The following is a 17,363-nucleotide window of genomic DNA, read 5'->3' on the forward strand; positions in this document are numbered from 1 at the left end:
TTTAAATATGCCTTTTATTTGACCATGTATCAATAACTTTTTTAGCTATCTCTTCTATAACAGGTATTACAACAGTATTTCCTAGTAAATCATATACTGCATCCATCCCTTTTTCGTTATTAAAGAAACTTAAATTGTAAGTGTCTGGATATCCACATAATCTTAATCCTTCTCTAATGGATAACTGTCTTATCCCACTTCCGTCTACTACTCCAAGTTTATTTGCATCTGTTGCTACTAAAGTTGGCGCAATATCGTTTGGGTCTAAAATTTTAGTGAATTCAAAACTTAATTTCCCAGCTACTATATTATATCCTTTTTCTTTACTCTCTATAGGCACCCTTTTTATTCTTTTAGTTCCATCTGGTGATTCAATTAAACGTTTATCTTTAGGATGTTCTAATTTTAGATATCCTTTTTCAACCAAATCATCCAATATTTCTTTTAAATTATCAGATTCGAAAAAGGTGCTAATTTGATCCTTGGTTAGTGGAATTCCATCCATCCAAGATATCCCAATTTCTGCCGACCATTTTTTTCTTCGTCTTTCTTTAAATAATTTCTCTAACAGTTCCCTTTGCTCTTCTGAAATTTCCCCTTTTAAACCAATATCCCAACTGTGAATATTATTTTCCCCACCTCTTTTATCTTTGATTGCCTTTCCGTATAATTCTTCAGGACTGTAATGATTTAATAGACATCTTGTAAAATGACTATCCTTGACTGGTAAACCTGTTTCTAATATATCTATTAGTTTTGCTTCCTTTTTGTTAAATTTATCTAAATCTATTTTAGAATCGAGCGTTCCAATTATATATACCCGTTTTCTTGATTGTGGCACACCAAAATCTTTAGAATCTAACAATTTCCAACTTACATTGTAATTTAGTTGTTCCAATTTACTTAGTATTATTTTTAAAGTTCGCCCATATTTATCATTCTTATTTTCTATTTCATGGGTTACGAGGCCTTCAACATTTTCTAATATAAAAGCATATGGTCTTTTATCTGCCAATATCCTTTCTATTTCAAAGAAAAGAGTTCCCCTTGTATCGGAAAATCCTTGTCTATTTCCAGCTGATGAAAATGGCTGACATGGAAATCCCGCTAATAACACATCGAAGTCAGGTATATCCTTAGTTTCTACATTCTTTATATCGCCAACTAAATTTTCATGTTTGAAATTATTAGTTAGTGCTTTAATTGCTATATCTTTAATTTCCGATGTTAATATGCATTTTGATTCAATACCATATTCATTGCATGCATTTTCAAATCCTATTCTTATTCCACCCATTCCAGCGAATAAATCAATAAATCTCATTGTTTTTTTCATAACCTACTCCTTTATGAAATACAAAAAAGTTATTATATCACCCTTAGACGATTAATAATATATATTTTAAAGAACATTAGTTCTTTCGTAAATATATTTCTCTTTTCCATATAATCACAAATATTATCAAATCAAAAAGATACTAATGTTATATACAATTAGTATCTTCTTAAATTATATTTACCTAAAAAAACCGCCTCTATTTATGATACGGTTCTCCACGATTAATCCGAAACGCTCTATACACTTGCTCAAGCAACACTAATCGCATTAATTGGTGTGGTAATGTCATCTTTGAAAAAGAAAGTGATTCATTTGAACGCTTCATCACTTCTGAGCTTAGTCCAAGTGATCCACCAATTACAAATGCGACTTTACTCTTTCCGTATGTAGCAAGGCGATCTAGACTTACCGCAAATTCTTCTGATGACTTTTGCTTTCCTTCTATAGCTAATGCAATCACATGCGTGTCATCAGAAATTTTATCGAGTATACGTATACCTTCTTTTTCCTTTACAATTAACATTTCTGCTTCACTTAAATTTTCTGGCGCCTTTTCATCAGGTAATTCAATTACTTCTACTTTTGCGTATGCAGATAATCGTTTTAAGTATTCTGCTATACCTTGTTTCAAATATTTTTCTTTTAATTTCCCAATTGAAATAATCGAGATATTCACACGTATCCTCCACCTTACAAACATGTTATCCACAAAACTTATCCACATATCCACAAATACTACCCACATATTGTGTGGGAATCTGTGTTCGATACAACATATGTCGCCTCATTTTGACAAAATTCACATGTTTTTTTCTCTTTTCCCGAGTTATCCACATTGTTGATAACTGGTGCAACTTCACACTCATCCACAATAATATCTAACGCTAATTCAACATGTTCTAAACAACAAGGTAAATTCATTTTCTACACCTCACTTTTCTACAATAGAAAACAGGAGGTAGGCCCTCCTGTTTTTAATACTTTTGAATGCCTAATTTCACTGTTGTTGTTACTCTTTTTGTACCACGATAAAACGTAAGAGTCATTTTATCATTAATTTCCTTATCATATAAGGCCGTACGGAATCCAATAATATCGCGAATCGGTTTTCCATCTACTGCCACAATAACATCATGTTCTCTTAAACCAGCATCCGCACCTGGCGAAGGACTTTTCACATCCAAAATACAAACGCCCTCTGTTACAGTACCTGGTAAATGTAATGTTTTTGACCAATAATAGTTTGGGATTTCATTTAATGACCTAAGTTCAATCCCAACATACGGTCTTCTTACTTTTCCATACTTCTCAAGTTCATTCATAATCGGAACAGCTCTAGTCACCGGAATAGCAAGGCCGATTCCTTCTACTTCTTTTGCAGCAATTTTCATTGAATTAATACCAATTAATTGTCCTGCTGCATTTACAAGCGCACCACCACTATTCCCCGGATTAATCGCTGCATCTGTTTGTAACACTTCTACTTGCCAATCATAATGTCCATCTTGATCTAAATCTACAGGGACAATACGTTCATTAGCTGAAATAATACCTTGTGTAACTGTTCCAGAAAATTGCAGTCCAAGTGGGTTTCCAATCGCAATAACTGGTTCTCCTCTGCGAACAGTATTAGAATCGCCAATTTCAATTATTTTTTTCACATGCTTTGCATCTATTTCTAATACAGCTAAATCTGTGACTACATCGGTTCCTAATACTTTTCCAGGAACCTTCTTACCATCACTTAGACTTACTTCAATACGATTCGCTCCAGCTACAACATGATTATTCGTTACAATATAAGCTTGACCATCTGTCTTTTTATAAATTACTCCTGATCCTGTACCGGCCTCTGAATCTGCCTCTGAAAAATTATCTCGTTGAATGTTAATAACACCCACAACAGCTTCAGATGCACGATCAACAGCATCTACAAAGCTAATCTGTTTAATCCCTTGAGCTTCAGCCATATTACTTCCGCTTGCTTCAGCTTGCGGAAGCGTATCAGCAGAATTCGAAAATAAAGGCGCTCCAAACGCAAATAAAGAAGCTCCTACAATTGTTCCCGCTATACTCGAAAGAACTATACCTTTGTGCTTCTTTTTTCCTGCACGTTTCATACGATAACTTTCTTCATCAATAAAGGACATATTTGTTCACCTATCTTCCTGAAAACAACTATATTCACCTTTATTGTTTACTAAAATGAAGAATTATACGTATTGAATTTTTGTAGGCATTTTTGGATCTGTATCGTGAATTTCAAAGGATTCACCCACTCCAAATCCTTTTTCCTCTAGTACTTGTGATACTGACATACGCGCTAGTTCTTTCATGTTATTATCTAAGCTTAAATGGGCTAAATAAATATGCTTTGTCTCATCTGTAATTACATCTGCCATCGCTAATGCAGCATCCTCATTACAAACATGCCCAACGTCACTTAAAATACGTCGTTTAATGCTCCATGGATAACGTCCCATACGAAGCATTTCTACATCATGATTACTTTCAAATACAAAAGCATTAGCTCCCTTAATAACGCCCTTCATACGGTCACTTACGTATCCCGTATCTGTAATAAGCGCTAATTTCCTATTATTGTTATGGAAAGCATAAAACATCGGTTCTGCCGCATCATGAGAAACTCCAAATGACTCGACTTCAATATCACCAAATGTTTTCACATCACCAACTGAGAAAATAAACTTTTGTTCAGTTGGGATATTTCCTATTAAATGTTCCATTGCATTCCATGTTTTCTCATTCGCATAAACAGGTAAATCATATTTACGTGCCAATACACCTAATCCTTTAATATGATCACTATGCTCATGCGTTACAAGAATACCTGATACATCATTTATATTTAGTTCTGCTTGTTTAAATAAAGCCTCTGTTGCTTTACCACTTAAACCTGCGTCGACTAGTAATTTTTTTTCATCGGTTCCTACGTATAGCATATTTCCTGTACTTCCACTTGCAAGTACGCTAAAATGCAACCCCATTCTTTCTCACTCCAGTATGTTCATCAACCACTTGATTTTCCTTTTCTCCTAATTCCATAACTTGTCCTTCAATTGCATTCACAAAGAAGTCCTGCTTCTGCTCCGTTTTTAAATTCCACGTTGGAGCAAGTACTTGGTTATTAGAAGTAGATGCGGTAAGAGTGGCATAACCAATTTGCGCTTCTTTAACATGCGTATTTCCATGAATTTTATTTTTTAAATACAAATTTTCTAAAGCTGTTTGAGCCGTAATAATTTCTTGCTCTTTCGTTTTTTCACCTTCGCCCATTTCTTTTAAATCAGTTAGCATTGTCTGCGTATATGAAACAAGTTCATTTTTTTCATTTAATTCCACAACAATCATCGCCTGATTATTATAGAAAATAGGCTTATCTTTATATTTTTGGAAGAAATAAATTTTAGAGTCTTTCACCGCTCCAAATTCATACTTTTGTCCATCCAATACATAGTTCTTCAAAAATTCATTATACTTATCTTTTGATAATGATTTCGTATTTAAAAAAGGCTCTTTTAGCTTACTTTCTATCTTGTACATATTTTGTATATGCACCGTTTGATTTTTCAAAGACTGTATATCTTCTTCTTTAAAGGCTTTATTTTCCGCTCTAATAAATGACTCTTTTTTCGGTTCTTTAGGGATATTTCCCATCGTAATTTTATTTGCTTTTAATTCTTGATCTATCTTTGTTTCTGCAATAAGCTCCAATTGATTACTATCTTGCTTTTGAATGAATTGGAAAATGAGAAAGAGGTCCAAAACAAAAAAGGTCACAATAAATATGGTTTTAATCCGATCCCAATCCATTTAGTCCTCCCTCACTCCACTCATAGATTTTCTGTTTACCTGTTTCATCTTCAACAAGCTTTACATACCAAATTGGTTGTAGTCGAACCACTTGCCCATCTAGTGATAACTTGTATCCAATGCCAATATCCTTAATTAATTGTTTCTTTATCTCTGGGTTATTTTCTAGGGATGCTATTACAACATGCCCTGACGGAAGAGTAACCTTCTGTTCTATACCTTTAGTATTTAAAGACAGCAACGGTCTTTCATATTCCATTACTTCTTCTGATCCCCATACTTGTCTTAATTCCGCTAATCCATCTGCATTGAATACTGGATATCCATCTTCATTTAAGCGAAATACTGTCTCTCCTTTATTCATATAGTCCAAACGATATGAATCCAAACTCCCACTGTGACCACTTACAAATTCAAAGCTTTTTTGTAAAAGCATTAAATTATCTATCGTTTTCTCAGTTAAAACAGAAGAGTTTTTATACTTTAGCATGTGACGATCGTTTTCAATTTCCATGGATCTAATACCATCTGTAAATGTTTCTTTCGACATCTCGGTAATCGGACTTAAATAACGAGGATCACTAAACAGAGTATTCTTAAACGTATCAACTGCTAAATTAGATGAAATATATGTTATATTGCTTAACTCTGTCGTTCCATCTGGTAAAAATAATTTTTTCATATCATTAAGTTGATAATCAAAATAAGGTTTTGCTGATACTATAAATTGATTTTGGGCATTTACAATATCTTTTAAATACAAGCCACTTAATTTTGCCTCGTATATTTTAAAGTTATCACCATCAGAAACAAAGTTAATTTTAATTTCTTGATCCTTACTTCTAGAAGGATCAAGGAGAATACGATTAAAATGTTTAGGCTTATCTGTACTTTTCTCTTTCATGTTGAACATGGATTTAACTGCATCAAATGGGATATCGGTAGGGAAAACAAGTTCAACTTTCCCTTCACCATGCACATATGAAAGGAAATCCCCCTTAGTGATTGATATCTCTCTAAAACCATGTAGTTCCCCTACTTCTAGAGGCTTATAGATTGATTCTATATCTGCCTCTCTTCTGCTCCCATAATGATTTTTATCTTTATGCACGATGATAGAAGTAGGACGGACAACATCGGAAATTTTAGTTTGGTTCATTCCTTCATTCCCCTGTACAAATTTCGCGTTTTGCATGGATGTAGAATCTGGCACATACGTCCATAGATTAAAAGTAAGAAATAGGCTAATTACAACTAGGTTAATTAAAACTATTGTTTTAAAGTTTTCCATACTCATTCCCAATCGTCCTCTTCATCTGCTGCCATTGGTAACGTGAAATAAATAGTTGTCCCTTTTCCTTCTTCACTCTTCGCCCAAATAGAGCCACCATGTGCCTCAATCATTTCTTTTGCAATTGCTAATCCAAGTCCCGTACCACCCATTTGTCTTGAACGAGCTTTATCTACGCGATAAAAACGTTCAAAGATTTTATCAACGTTTTCTTTTGGAATACCCATTCCTTGGTCACTTACACTAATTTCTAATAAATCACCGCGATCACGTAAACGATATGTTACTGTTCCACCTTCTGGTGAATACTTTAATGCGTTAGAAATAATGTTATACAGCACTTGAGTAATTTTGTCAGTATCCATATCAATAAATCTAGATTTCTTAGAGAAAGATCGTTTGAAACTTACATTTTGCTCTTTAGACATTTCAAAGCGATCAATAATATTATTAAAGAAATCAGTAAAGTCGACCCATTCTTTCATTAAACGATGCTCTGTACTATCCAGTTTAGATAGCTGTAACAAAGCATTTACAAGTCTAATCATTCTTTCTGTTTCTTCTTGTGTAACCGTTAAAAATTGTGGTGCAATATTTGGATCCTGCCATGCTCCATCTGTAAGTGCCTCTAAATAACTGCGCATCGTCGTTAATGGCGTCCTTAATTCATGAGAGACATTTGCCACAAACTCACGGCGTTCCCGTTCTATACGTTCCTGCTCTGTTACATCATATAGTACAGCAATTAAGCCGTTTGCCTTCCCTGTTTCTTTTTGAATAACAGAGAAACTAGCACGTAAAATATATGGTTCGTTTCTCGTACTAAAATCTAATAAAACAGAATCTGGCTCTTCATATAAATGATCGAGCGTAAATTCTTCCTGTATCCCTAATACCTCTAAAACAGATTGATCGAGCGCTGTTTCACGAGAAACATTTAACATCTTTTCCGCAGGGTCATTTAGTAAAATAATATCCCCTTTTCGATCAGTAGCAATTACTCCATCTGTCATATGTGATAAAACAGATGATAATTTACGCCTTTCACTTTCTGTAGAAGAACGAGCTTGTTGTAATTTTTTCGATAAATTATTGAAGGATAATGCCAGTTGTCCAATTTCATCATGGCTATGCACTTTTACTTTTCTGGAATAATTTCCTTTTGCCATTTCAATTGCTTGTCTCCGCATATCTGAAATTGGTCTTGTAATTGTTTGAGCCAATAAAATCCCAAGTACGGCCGTTACTAATAAAGCAATTACTGTTCCCGTAGCAAAAATTTGATTTATATCCTTCATTTGTTTATATACATCTTCCATAGATGCCACAATGTAAATAACACCAAGCGCATCCTTACCGTTATCATCTAGAATCGGAGTAAGCATAACTTGAACACGATGACCTGTACTACCATCCTTCTCAATTTTCACTTCTGGCTTTTTTTGTACTAACACTCGCTGAACAGCTATATCAGTTGATGTTCGATTCACCTTATTCTGCTTTGATTCATCTGAAATAGCCAGTAACTTTCTGTGCGAATCAAATACACTTACCTCTTGTATAACTTTCTTCTGATCAGAGGCAAATTTTCGAATTGACGTTTTAATCGTTTCATCTGTTGACTCTGTTTCTGCTTTTGTATAACTTTTTTTAAACTCTTGCTTCAAATTATATGATAATAAGTTTGTTTGCTGCGTTAAAGAATCCCTAAAACCTTGTACTAAGCTCTTCTCTAATTCCCTTACGAAATATACTCCAATAACTTGCATCGCTATTAATATTAATAGCATATATATAAGCACAAATTTTAAATGAATAGATTGAAAAAAACCAACTTTCTTCATATACTATTCCTGCTCTGGGTCACGCAAGTAATACCCTACTCCACGTCTAGTTACAATTAAAGTAGGATGGCTTGGATTATCTTCAATTTTTTCACGCAAACGACGTACTGTAACGTCTACTGTGCGCACATCTCCAAAATAGTCATAACCCCAAACTGTTTGTAATAAATGTTCGCGTGTCATAACTTGTCCTAAATGTTTCGCTAAATAATGTAGCAACTCAAATTCACGATGTGTAAGCTCGATATTTTCCTCGCGCTTCGTTACACTATATGCATTTGGATTAATCACAATTGGTCCAATAACCATTTCTGTATTTTCTTCTTTTTCCGCAGCACCACCTTGTTGATGGCGGCGTAAATTCGCCTTCACACGAGCAAGTAATTCCCTTGTACTAAATGGCTTCGTTACATAATCATCTGCCCCAAGCTCAAGCCCTAATACTTTATCAATCTCAGAGTCCTTTGCTGTAAGCATAATAATCGGCATTTCTGAGCTTTTACGTATTTCACGGCAAACCTCTAAGCCGTCTTTACCTGGTAGCATAATATCTAATAAAACCATATCTGGTTGCTCTTCATTAGCCTTTTCAATTGCTTCATCACCATCATGTGCCATTACTATTTCAAAACCTTCTTTTTCTAAGTTAAACTTCAAAATATCTGCAATCGGCTTTTCATCATCAACTACTAAAATTTTCTTTCCCATCATCGTCTATTTCCTCCTTATAAAAATATGGTCAATAATCCCTAAACATATTGATGTTTACATAGTATGTCCTATATGATCGCATCCTTTGTTTAAGTATTTTCTCCTCTATTCTCATAGACTCATGTATGATCCACTTTTACACGGCATCTTATACGATCTATAGAAAAACCTCTAGCTTCAACTGCTAGAGGCTCCTCGTTCTATTTTAAAATAACTACTCAGTTTTGTAAAATTACATAAATAAAAAGGATATTAAGTGGGCCCACTTAATATCCTGAGAGTGGCTCGGGACGGAATCGAACCGCCGACACGAGGATTTTCAGTCCTCTGCTCTACCGACTGAGCTACCGAGCCAAAACTATATATAAAACCACTAATGGTGGTATAAACAAAAGTGGCGGTCCCGACCGGGGTCGAACCGGCGATCTCCTGCGTGACAGGCAGGCATGTTAACCACTACACCACGGGACCAAAAATAAGCAAAAAAAAACATGACCCGTACGGGATTCGAACCCGTGTTACCGCCGTGAAAGGGCGGTGTCTTAACCACTTGACCAACGGGCCACGAAAAATAAAATGGTGAGCCATGAAGGACTCGAACCTTCGACCCTCTGATTAAAAGTCAGATGCTCTACCAACTGAGCTAATGGCTCATACTCACCAACGTCATATTTTCGTGACGACAAGATGTATCATAACATGTATTCTGTATTTATTGCAATACTTTTTTTGTTTTTTTATAAAAGAATAAGAAAAAACTCATGCGGACATGAGTTTTTTCTAAATACTATTAATTAAGCTTCGTATACGTTACGAACAATATTTGTTTGGTTACGATCTGGTCCAACTGAGAACATAGATATTTGAATTCCTGTTAACTCAGAAACACGTTCTACGTATTTTCGTGCATTTTCAGGAAGTTCATCTAATGATTTTACACCAGTAATATCTTCTTCCCAACCTGGAAGCTCTTCATATACAGGCTCACATTTTGCTAAAATGTTTAAGTTAGCTGGAACTTCATCAATAACTGCACCATTGTATTTGTAAGCAACACAAATTTTAAGAGTTGGAATACCTGTTAAAACGTCGATAGAATTTAATGATAGATCCGTTAAACCACTAACACGACGTGCATGTCTTACAACAACGCTATCGAACCAACCTACGCGGCGTGGACGACCAGTTGTCGTTCCATACTCGCGACCAACTTCACGAATTTGATGACCAATTTCATCATGAAGCTCAGTAGGGAATGGACCATCACCAACGCGGCTTGTATATGCTTTACATACACCTACAACGCGAGTAACTTTCGCAGGACCAACTCCAGTTCCAACTGTTACACCACCAGCAATTGGGTTAGAAGATGTAACGAACGGGTACGTACCGTGGTCAATATCAAGCATAACACCTTGCGCACCTTCAAATAATACACGGTGATTATTATCTAATGCATCATTTAATACAACAGATGTATCACATACATATTGCGCGATTTGTTGCCCGTACTCGAAGTACTCTTCGAAAATTTCTTCTACAGTGAAACCTTCTGTATCGTACATTTTTTCAAATAAACGATTTTTTTCTACTAAATTGCGCTCAAGCTTCTCTTTAAATGCTTCACGGTCTAAAAGATCAGCCATACGAATACCAATACGAGCAGCTTTATCCATATATGCAGGACCGATACCTTTTTTCGTTGTACCGATTTTGTTATCACCTTTACTTGCTTCTTCTAACTCATCTTGCTTTAAGTGGTAAGGTAAAATAACATGTGCACGGTTACTTACACGTAAATTATCAGTACTTACACCACGATCGTGTAAGTATTTTAACTCTTCAAGTAATGCTTTTGGATCTACTACTAATCCGTTTCCGATTACACAAATTTTCTCTTTATAGAAAATACCAGATGGAATTAAGTGTAATTTATATTTAACTCCGCCGAAAACAATTGTATGTCCCGCGTTATTTCCACCTTGATATCTTGCAACTACTTCCGCATGCTCAGAAAGAAAATCAGTGATTTTACCTTTTCCTTCATCGCCCCATTGTGTTCCTACAACTACTACTGAAGACATTATTAAAGCACCTCCGCAATTTTCAAACGATCTATTCAAACAATATAATTGTACCAAAACCGAAAGAGAAGTCAACCGAAAAGCGAACATTTTTTCACAAAAAAACATTTTCGTTCGTAAGAATTATATATTTAACTTATGAAAGCCTTATCTTTCTTATAAAAAAAAAGAAACACATCTTATTATAAGAAATGTGTTTCTTTTTTATACTGCCTTTATGCCGGTGGAGCATGTCCATCCTCAAAACGACGTTCTAAGTTAACGAACTTATTGAACTCTTTGACGAATGCAAGTTCCACTGAACCTACTGGACCGTTACGTTGTTTTGCAATAATAATTTCAATTGTATTTTTGTTTTCCGTTTCTCGATCATAGTAGTCTTCACGATATAGGAAAGCTACAATATCAGCATCCTGCTCAATACTTCCAGATTCACGAATATCAGACATCATCGGGCGTTTATCTTGACGAGATTCTACACCACGAGATAACTGTGATAAAGCAATAACAGGCACTTGCAATTCACGTGCAATCCCTTTTAAGGTACGAGAAATCTCAGATACTTCCTGCTGACGGTTTTCTCCTGATTTCCCACTTCCTTGAATAAGCTGCAAATAGTCAATCAAAATCATACCAAGACCTTGTTCTTGCTTTAATCTACGACATTTTGCTCGAATCTCATTTACTTTAATACCTGGCGTATCATCAATATATATACCAGCATTTGAGAGACTCCCCATTGCCATTGTTAATTTTGCCCAATCATCGGAAGTTAATGAACCAGTACGAAGTCTTTGTGCATCAATATTCCCTTCTGCACAAAGCATACGCATAACAAGCTGATCAGCACCCATCTCCAAACTAAAAATCGCTACATTTTCATCCGTTTTCGTCGCTACGTTTTGTGCAATATTTAATGAAAATGCCGTTTTCCCTACTGATGGACGTGCTGCCACGATAATTAAATCATTTCGTTGGAAACCTGCTGTCATCTTATCTAATTCAGTAAACCCAGTTGGTATCCCAGTAACTTCACCCTTTTGATTATGCAAAAGTTCAATTTTGTCATAAGCATCTACAAGAACATCTTTAATGTTTTGGAATGCTTTTGCATTCGTTTGATGGGATACTTCTAATATTTTTTTCTCAGCCTCATTTAAAAGACCATCCACATCATCTTCTCTCTCGTATCCATCCGATACAATATGAGTCGCCGTGCGAATTAAACGACGTAAAAGCGCCTTTTCAGCGATGATGCGTGCGTAATATTCTACGTTAGCTGCAGTTGGCACAACTTCTGCTAACTCTGCTAAGTAAGAAACCCCACCAACTTCTTCTAGTAATCCTTGATCAGCCATTGCTGATGTCATCATTACTAAGTCGATCGGCTCTCCCTTATCAGATAGCCCAAGCATGACTTCAAAAATCTTTTGATGTTTCGTTCGATAGAACGAATCAGGTACCAATAACTCTGATGCTGAAGTTAACGCATCTTGATCAATCAATATGGCCCCTAAAACCGCCTGCTCAGCCTCTATATTATGCGGAGGGGTACGATCAGCAAGTACATCACTCATACGCAATCCTCCTTGCTTAATTTATTTTTATTGTTCACTAACATGAACTTTTACTGTTGCTGTTACTTGTGGATGCAATTTCACAGTAACGTTTGTATAACCTAACGCGCGGATTGCATCGTCCATTTCAAATTTACGTTTATCAAGCTTAATCTTGTGTGATTTTTGCATTGCATCTACGATTTGTTTGCTTGTGATAGAACCAAATAAACGGCCACCTTCTCCAGATTTCGCCTTTAATTCTACAGTTAATTTCTCTAAAGTCTCTTTTAACTCTTTTGCATTTTCAAGCTCTGCTGCTGCATCTTTTTCTTCTTTACGCTTTTGAGCTTCTAAAGTTTTCATACTGCTATTTGTTGCTTCAGCAGCTAATCCTTGTTTTAATAAGAAGTTATTTGCATAGCCATCTGGTACGTTTTTTACTTCTCCTTTTTTACCTTTACCTTTTACGTCTTTTAGAAAAATTACTTTCATGATTGTGTGCCTCCCTGTAAATAGTCATCAATAACAAATCGAAGCTTCTCCTCAGCTTCATCTACTGTAACATTTTTCATCTGTGTGGCTGCATTCGTCAAATGCCCGCCACCGCCTAAGTTTTCCATAATTAGCTGCACATTCACTTCACCTAAAGACCTGCTGCTAATTCCAATGAGATTCTCGCCACGTTTCGCAACAACAAATGATGCAATAATCCCTGTCATCGTTAATAACGTGTCTGCCGATTGCGCAATAAGCACTTGATCGTAGTAATCATCACTATCAACTTTAGCAATCGCAATTCCATTTTTATAAATGTACGCATTTTTTATAGCTTTTGCAACCCGTAAATACTGATCCATATCTTCCTTTAAAAGTTCTTGTACAAGTACAGTATCTGCACCATGTGAGCGTAAATAAGAAGCAGCATCAAATGTACGAGCCCCTGTCCGGAATGTGAAACTTTTCGTGTCGACAATAATACCCGCTAACAATGCCGTCGCTTCTAACATTGTCATCTTTAAATTTTTAGGTTGATACTCAAGTAATTCTGTAACCAATTCTGCTGTTGAAGAAGCATATGGTTCCATATAAACTAGCAATGGATCTTCAATAAAATCTTCTCCACGGCGATGATGATCAATAACTACTACATTTTCAATTTTATGTAACAGTTTTTGCTCCATCACCATAGAAGGTTTATGCGTATCGACAACAACAAGTAACGACTCATCATTTGCAAATTCCATCGCTTGCTCTGGAGTAATAAAACGAGACCATAACTCCTCATTTTGTTTCACTTTGTCCATCAAACGCTTAATTCCTTTATCGGAATCATTTTCATCTAACACAATATATCCTTTACGCTCATTTAATTGAGCCACTTTTAAAATACCAATCGCAGCACCAATTGCGTCCATATCGGGAGCCCTATGCCCCATAATAATGACATTACTACTTTCTAATACTAAATCCTTTAACGCATGCGAAATGACCCTAGCGCGTACACGGGTACGTTTTTCAACCGGATTTGTCTTACCTCCATAGAACTTAACTTTACCTGTCGCTTGTTTAATAGCTACTTGGTCTCCCCCACGCCCAAGCGCAAGATCTAAACCAGATTGAGCCATTGCTCCAAGCTCTGATAAAGGTAAATCACCTGATCCGACACCCACACTTAATGTAAGTGGTATATTCCTTTTAGATGTTTCTTCACGCACCTGATCTAAAATGCTAAATTTCCCTTTTTCCATCTGCGTCAAAATACTTTCATTTAGCACAACGAAGAATCTTTCTGAAGATGCACGTTTTAAATACGCCCCATACTTAAGTGCCCATTCATTTAGTCGCGATGTCACAAGACTTGTTATATTCGTACGTAATTGATCATCTAATCCTTGTGTAACTTCATCATAATTATCCAAATAGATGACAGCTAAAACAGTCCTTTGATCCTCGTACATCTTTTCGATTTCTGTTTGTTCCGTTACATCAAAGAAATAAATTAACTTTTCTTCTTTCCTTACAAAAACGCGAAACTTTCGATTATTTAAAGAGACTATATCATCAGAAGTTTCTCCTTTAATGAAAAGAAGTAATGTTTCTGATACATCGTAAAGGTGCCATCCAGCTAATGCATGCTGTCCCAGACATGAAGATAAATAAGGATTTGCCCAATCAATCCCATAATCCTTATTGTATAACAAAATACCAATCGGCATTTGGTTAAATGCTTCATTACTTACTTTCTTTACTCTTGTAATCATATCTGTCGTATGCTTTTCGAAATTCCTTTGAAAATTAAGTTCAAATCGTATAACGATAAAGAATACGATACAAAAAATGACAAAAGCAGCTATCCCCATAATTAAATGAAAATAACAGAGAATTGAAATGAGCACAAACACAAAAAATGCCAATACATAAACAGGATATAAAAACCACTGTTTCTTATCAAATTCAGGCATGTATACAACTCCTATAAAGTAAAACTAACTCACCTTCCAGTTAGTTAAACAGATTAAAATAGTATAAGGAATATTATTTTATCCCCCTATTTTAGAACGCAATGAAATCCCTAAGTCAATTATACCTAAGATTGTCACAAGAGGAAACAGCATCGGAATAAACATGCATGCAATAAAACTAATAATAGGAACCCCTTTAGTAAAACCTTTTCTATACGCTAAAAAGGCGATAAATGTCAGACCTTGCAGTACAAGCAATAGTGCAAATATGACATTTAGGTTAGAAAATACCATATGTAAATATGATGTTGGTTCTACTTTTATAAAAGTTGCTAACAAAATAAATATAACGTAATACCAAATGATACTCTTTGGTAATTGTATATCTTTAAATTTAGGCCAAGATATAACGTCATGTTTTAACTTTTTCAAAACACTACCTGATATTATCACTGTAATCCAAGAAAAACATACTGAAACTAGCACAAGTATACTCGGAAGTAACGATTGTAATATATCGTTCATTTGTGCAAGTAACTCTTTTTGTTCCTTACTAATCGGCATACCTGTAGCACTTACTATCTTTTCGCTTTTCGCCATACTTTCACTAAATATACTTTGCATTTGCTTCATTATATCTATGTTGAAAAACTTTATACTCGCAACATAAATAAGTACAAAACCAATTAAGTATGCAAGCGTCCCAGCTATTAAGATTTCCACTGGCTTTTTTCTTGTTTTATACATATATCCTAAAACAATCCCTATCAATCCAAACATAATTGTCTTCACTAAATTCATCGGTTGACTCACAATAACAGTAACAAAAAGTGCCGCTACAAAAACCACGAGCACATTAGATAGTTTATGTCTTATCATTAATAGTATAAATGGTAACGGCAACGCAAAAGTTACAACTGTACCCAAAATCGGAACATACATAGATATAAGCAATAACATTGCATATATAGCCAACAACGCGGCACCTTCAGTAATAAATCTTGCTTGTTTCACATTTTAACCTCTCTTTCAAAAAGAAAAGCATAGCAAAATGCACAGTAGAGTCCGACTCTACTGTGCATTTCATACGCTATTATTCACCAACATATGGTAAAAGTGCCATTTGACGAGCACGTTTAATTGCAACTGTAAGTTTGCGTTGGTATTTCGCGCTTGTTCCTGTTACACGACGAGGTAAAATTTTACCACGCTCAGAAACGAAACGTTTTAATAAATCAACATCTTTATAGTCAATGCGAGTGATGCCGTTAGCTGTGAAGAAACACACCTTACGACGTTTCGCACGTCCACCTTTGCGTCCTGCCATGTCTATTTCCCTCCATTCTTTGTTAAAACTAACAAATTTACTGTATTAGAACGGTAAATCGTCGTCGGAAATGTCGATCGGTTGACCTACATTTGAAAATGGATCGTCATTCTTCGTAAATCCAGAGTTACCTTGGTTACCTGAATTACTAGATTGACCAAATGGGTTAGAGCCTTGGTTACCGAAACCAGCTCCTGATGGTTGCTGATTAAATGAACCACGTTGCTCCCCACCGCCATTACGCGGCTCTAAAAATTGCACGCTTTCCGCAAGAACTTCTGTTACGTATACACGTTTACCATCTTGTCCCTCGTAATTACGAGTTTGAAGACGTCCATCTACGCCTGCTAAGCTACCTTTTTTCAAATAATTTGCTACGTTTTCTGCTTGTTTACGCCATATTACACAATTAATAAAGTCAGCTTCACGCTCACCTTGTTGATTGGCAAATGCGCGATTCACAGCTAACGTAAAAGTAGCTACTGCAACACCATTGGGCGTGTAACGTAAGTCAGGGTCCTTAGTTAAACGACCAACGAGGATAACACGATTCATCAATCGAACCACTCTCCCTTATATATCAATTATTTTTCTTCTTCTTTAACAACGATATGACGAAGGATGTCTTCGTTGATCTTAGCTAAACGGTCGAATTCGTTAATCGCTTCTGCGTTAGATTTCACGTTTAAGATCATGTAGAAACCTTCACGTAAGTCGTTGATTTCGTAAGCTAAACGACGCTTACCCCACTCTTTCGTGTTAATGATTTCTGCACCATTGTTTGTTAAAACACCTGCAAAACGTTCAACTAAAGCTTTTTGAGCTTCTTCTTCAACGCCAGGACGAATGATGTACATAATTTCGTACTTTCTCATTACACTTTCACCTCCTTTTGGTCTAAACGGCCCGTAA

At 35.7% G+C, this 17,363-nt stretch carries 17 protein-coding genes and 4 tRNA genes; all 21 read right to left on the minus strand.

What is annotated here, in order from left to right:
- Nucleotide 1 precedes the first annotated feature (1 nt).
- Nucleotides 2-1,336, minus strand: coding sequence for a DNA (cytosine-5-)-methyltransferase (dcm, locus tag ES895_RS26285; protein WP_135238765.1), 1,335 nt, complete (start codon nt 1,334-1,336; stop codon nt 2-4).
- 199 nt (nt 1,337-1,535) lie between these two features.
- Nucleotides 1,536-2,015: a 23S rRNA (pseudouridine(1915)-N(3))-methyltransferase RlmH gene (gene rlmH / locus ES895_RS26290; RefSeq protein ID WP_001027003.1), complete on the minus strand. Its 480-nt coding sequence runs from the start codon at nt 2,013-2,015 to the stop codon at nt 1,536-1,538.
- Nucleotides 2,016-2,074: 59 nt separating this feature from the next.
- Nucleotides 2,075-2,260, minus strand: coding sequence for a CxxH/CxxC protein (locus ES895_RS26295; protein ID WP_001052831.1), 186 nt, complete (start codon nt 2,258-2,260; stop codon nt 2,075-2,077).
- 53 nt (nt 2,261-2,313) lie between these two features.
- Nucleotides 2,314-3,489, minus strand: a complete 1,176-nt coding sequence (locus ES895_RS26300) for a S1C family serine protease (RefSeq protein WP_000008042.1) — start codon at nt 3,487-3,489, stop codon at nt 2,314-2,316.
- A gap of 63 nt (nt 3,490-3,552) precedes the next feature.
- Nucleotides 3,553-4,347, minus strand: coding sequence for an MBL fold metallo-hydrolase (locus ES895_RS26305; RefSeq protein ID WP_000522837.1), 795 nt, complete (start codon nt 4,345-4,347; stop codon nt 3,553-3,555).
- On the minus strand, nt 4,331-5,173 hold the full coding sequence (locus tag ES895_RS26310) for a two-component system regulatory protein YycI (protein ID WP_000383740.1): 843 nt from the start codon (nt 5,171-5,173) through the stop codon (nt 4,331-4,333). The genes ES895_RS26305 and ES895_RS26310 overlap by 17 nt, the downstream gene beginning before the upstream one ends.
- Complete coding sequence (locus ES895_RS26315) at nt 5,154-6,470, minus strand: YycH family regulatory protein (RefSeq protein WP_016111063.1); 1,317 nt, start codon at nt 6,468-6,470, stop codon at nt 5,154-5,156. The genes ES895_RS26310 and ES895_RS26315 overlap by 20 nt, the downstream gene beginning before the upstream one ends.
- Nucleotides 6,467-8,308: a cell wall metabolism sensor histidine kinase WalK gene (gene walK / locus ES895_RS26320; RefSeq protein WP_000755367.1), complete on the minus strand. Its 1,842-nt coding sequence runs from the start codon at nt 8,306-8,308 to the stop codon at nt 6,467-6,469. Before walK ends, ES895_RS26315 begins: the two co-directional genes overlap by 4 nt.
- A gap of 3 nt (nt 8,309-8,311) precedes the next feature.
- Nucleotides 8,312-9,019, minus strand: coding sequence for a cell wall metabolism DNA-binding response regulator WalR (gene walR / locus ES895_RS26325; RefSeq protein ID WP_000971865.1), 708 nt, complete (start codon nt 9,017-9,019; stop codon nt 8,312-8,314).
- A 281-nt stretch (nt 9,020-9,300) separates the two neighbouring features.
- A tRNA-Phe gene (locus tag ES895_RS26330) sits at nt 9,301-9,373 on the minus strand.
- A 41-nt stretch (nt 9,374-9,414) separates the two neighbouring features.
- A tRNA-Asp gene (locus tag ES895_RS26335) sits at nt 9,415-9,490 on the minus strand.
- A gap of 21 nt (nt 9,491-9,511) precedes the next feature.
- Nucleotides 9,512-9,583: transfer RNA gene (locus ES895_RS26340), tRNA-Glu, on the minus strand.
- 13 nt (nt 9,584-9,596) lie between these two features.
- Nucleotides 9,597-9,672, minus strand: a tRNA-Lys gene (locus ES895_RS26345).
- Between the two features lie 141 nt (nt 9,673-9,813).
- A complete protein-coding gene (locus tag ES895_RS26350; RefSeq protein WP_135238766.1) occupies nt 9,814-11,103 on the minus strand; it encodes an adenylosuccinate synthase in 1,290 nt (429 codons plus the stop codon).
- A gap of 215 nt (nt 11,104-11,318) precedes the next feature.
- Nucleotides 11,319-12,680 (minus strand): replicative DNA helicase, encoded by a 1,362-nt coding sequence (gene dnaB / locus ES895_RS26355; protein ID WP_001286148.1) that lies wholly within the window; start codon nt 12,678-12,680, stop codon nt 11,319-11,321.
- A 27-nt stretch (nt 12,681-12,707) separates the two neighbouring features.
- On the minus strand, nt 12,708-13,154 hold the full coding sequence (rplI, locus tag ES895_RS26360) for a 50S ribosomal protein L9 (RefSeq protein ID WP_000864228.1): 447 nt from the start codon (nt 13,152-13,154) through the stop codon (nt 12,708-12,710).
- Nucleotides 13,151-15,124: a DHH family phosphoesterase gene (locus tag ES895_RS26365; protein WP_001113788.1), complete on the minus strand. Its 1,974-nt coding sequence runs from the start codon at nt 15,122-15,124 to the stop codon at nt 13,151-13,153. The genes rplI and ES895_RS26365 overlap by 4 nt, the downstream gene beginning before the upstream one ends.
- A 78-nt stretch (nt 15,125-15,202) precedes the next feature.
- Entirely contained in the window at nt 15,203-16,138 is a 936-nt protein-coding gene (locus tag ES895_RS26370) for a YybS family protein (RefSeq protein WP_000806422.1), read from the minus strand.
- A 79-nt stretch (nt 16,139-16,217) separates the two neighbouring features.
- Nucleotides 16,218-16,451, minus strand: a complete 234-nt coding sequence (gene rpsR / locus ES895_RS26375) for a 30S ribosomal protein S18 (RefSeq protein WP_000918873.1) — start codon at nt 16,449-16,451, stop codon at nt 16,218-16,220.
- A 45-nt stretch (nt 16,452-16,496) separates the two neighbouring features.
- A complete protein-coding gene (gene ssb, locus ES895_RS26380) occupies nt 16,497-17,009 on the minus strand; it encodes a single-stranded DNA-binding protein (protein ID WP_000981966.1) in 513 nt (170 codons plus the stop codon).
- A gap of 26 nt (nt 17,010-17,035) precedes the next feature.
- Nucleotides 17,036-17,326, minus strand: a complete 291-nt coding sequence (rpsF, locus tag ES895_RS26385; protein WP_001233778.1) for a 30S ribosomal protein S6 — start codon at nt 17,324-17,326, stop codon at nt 17,036-17,038.
- Between the last annotated feature and the right edge of the window lie 37 nt (nt 17,327-17,363).

The sequence above is a fragment of the Bacillus sp. 007/AIA-02/001 genome (assembly GCF_004634455.1).
GTDB classification, from domain to species: Bacteria; Bacillota; Bacilli; order Bacillales; family Bacillaceae_G; genus Bacillus_A; species Bacillus_A cereus.

What these genes read in the sequence shown, in the direction of transcription:
- dnaB (WP_001286148.1), bottom strand. Translation starts at nt 12,680, where the DNA reads ATGAGTGATGTACTTGCTGATCGTACCCCTCCGCATAATATAGAGGCT.
- ES895_RS26305 (WP_000522837.1), bottom strand. Translation starts at nt 4,347, where the DNA reads ATGGGGTTGCATTTTAGCGTACTTGCAAGTGGAAGTACAGGAAATATG.
- ES895_RS26350 (WP_135238766.1), bottom strand. Translation starts at nt 11,103, where the DNA reads ATGTCTTCAGTAGTAGTTGTAGGAACACAATGGGGCGATGAAGGAAAA.
- ES895_RS26310 (WP_000383740.1), bottom strand. Translation starts at nt 5,173, where the DNA reads ATGGATTGGGATCGGATTAAAACCATATTTATTGTGACCTTTTTTGTT.
- rpsR (WP_000918873.1), bottom strand. Translation starts at nt 16,451, where the DNA reads ATGGCAGGACGCAAAGGTGGACGTGCGAAACGTCGTAAGGTGTGTTTC.
- rpsF (WP_001233778.1), bottom strand. Translation starts at nt 17,326, where the DNA reads ATGAGAAAGTACGAAATTATGTACATCATTCGTCCTGGCGTTGAAGAA.
- rplI (WP_000864228.1), bottom strand. Translation starts at nt 13,154, where the DNA reads ATGAAAGTAATTTTTCTAAAAGACGTAAAAGGTAAAGGTAAAAAAGGA.
- walR (WP_000971865.1), bottom strand. Translation starts at nt 9,019, where the DNA reads ATGATGGGAAAGAAAATTTTAGTAGTTGATGATGAAAAGCCGATTGCA.
- ES895_RS26300 (WP_000008042.1), bottom strand. Translation starts at nt 3,489, where the DNA reads ATGTCCTTTATTGATGAAGAAAGTTATCGTATGAAACGTGCAGGAAAA.
- ES895_RS26315 (WP_016111063.1), bottom strand. Translation starts at nt 6,470, where the DNA reads ATGAGTATGGAAAACTTTAAAACAATAGTTTTAATTAACCTAGTTGTA.
- ES895_RS26295 (WP_001052831.1), bottom strand. Translation starts at nt 2,260, where the DNA reads ATGAATTTACCTTGTTGTTTAGAACATGTTGAATTAGCGTTAGATATT.
- ES895_RS26365 (WP_001113788.1), bottom strand. Translation starts at nt 15,124, where the DNA reads ATGCCTGAATTTGATAAGAAACAGTGGTTTTTATATCCTGTTTATGTA.
- walK (WP_000755367.1), bottom strand. Translation starts at nt 8,308, where the DNA reads ATGAAGAAAGTTGGTTTTTTTCAATCTATTCATTTAAAATTTGTGCTT.
- dcm (WP_135238765.1), bottom strand. Translation starts at nt 1,336, where the DNA reads ATGAAAAAAACAATGAGATTTATTGATTTATTCGCTGGAATGGGTGGA.